The organism is Halalkalicoccus sp. NIPERK01, from assembly GCF_030287405.1.
GTDB lineage: Archaea > Halobacteriota > Halobacteria > Halobacteriales > Halalkalicoccaceae > Halalkalicoccus.
The window spans coordinates 1-552 of sequence record NZ_JASVVV010000012.1 but is presented as its reverse complement, the minus strand read 5'-3'; the positions used below and the strand labels follow the sequence as shown (position 1 = coordinate 552).

Sequence of the window (552 nt, the reverse complement as noted above, 5' to 3'; positions counted from 1 at the left end):
TATGAGCTACGAGCGAGTCGACGTCCCCGACGAGGGTCAGGCCATCGAATTCGACGGCGACCACCTGACCGTCCCCGACACCCCCATCATCCCCATCATCTACGGCGACGGCATCGGCGTCGACGTCGCCCCCGCCGCCCAAACCGTCCTCGAAGCCGCCGCCACCGCCACCGGCCACGACATCGCCTGGATGCGCGTCTACGCCGGCGAAGCCGCCCGCGACCGCTACGGCGACGACGTCCACCTCCCCAACGAGACCGTCGACGCCTTCGAACAGTTCCACGTCGGCATCAAAGGGCCACTCACCACCCCCGTCGGCGCCGGCTTTCGCTCGCTGAACGTCGCGCTCCGCAAGGAACTCGACCTCTACGCCAACGTCCGGCCCACCTACCACCTCGACGGCGTTCCCTCGCCCGTCACGAACCCCGAGCAGATGGACATGGTCTCCTTTCGCGAGAACACCGAGGACGTCTACGCCGGCATCGAGTGGGAGGCCGGCACCGACGCGGCCGAACAGGTCAGGGAGTTCGTCGAGAACGAGATGGGCCAAAC

General features: G+C 67.6%; 1 protein-coding gene. It reads left to right on the top strand.

Annotated features, from left to right (window positions below):
- Position 1 precedes the first annotated feature (1 nt).
- A partial coding sequence (locus QRT08_RS18395; RefSeq protein ID WP_286047449.1) for an isocitrate/isopropylmalate family dehydrogenase occupies positions 2–552 on the top strand: 551 nt, incomplete at its 3' end.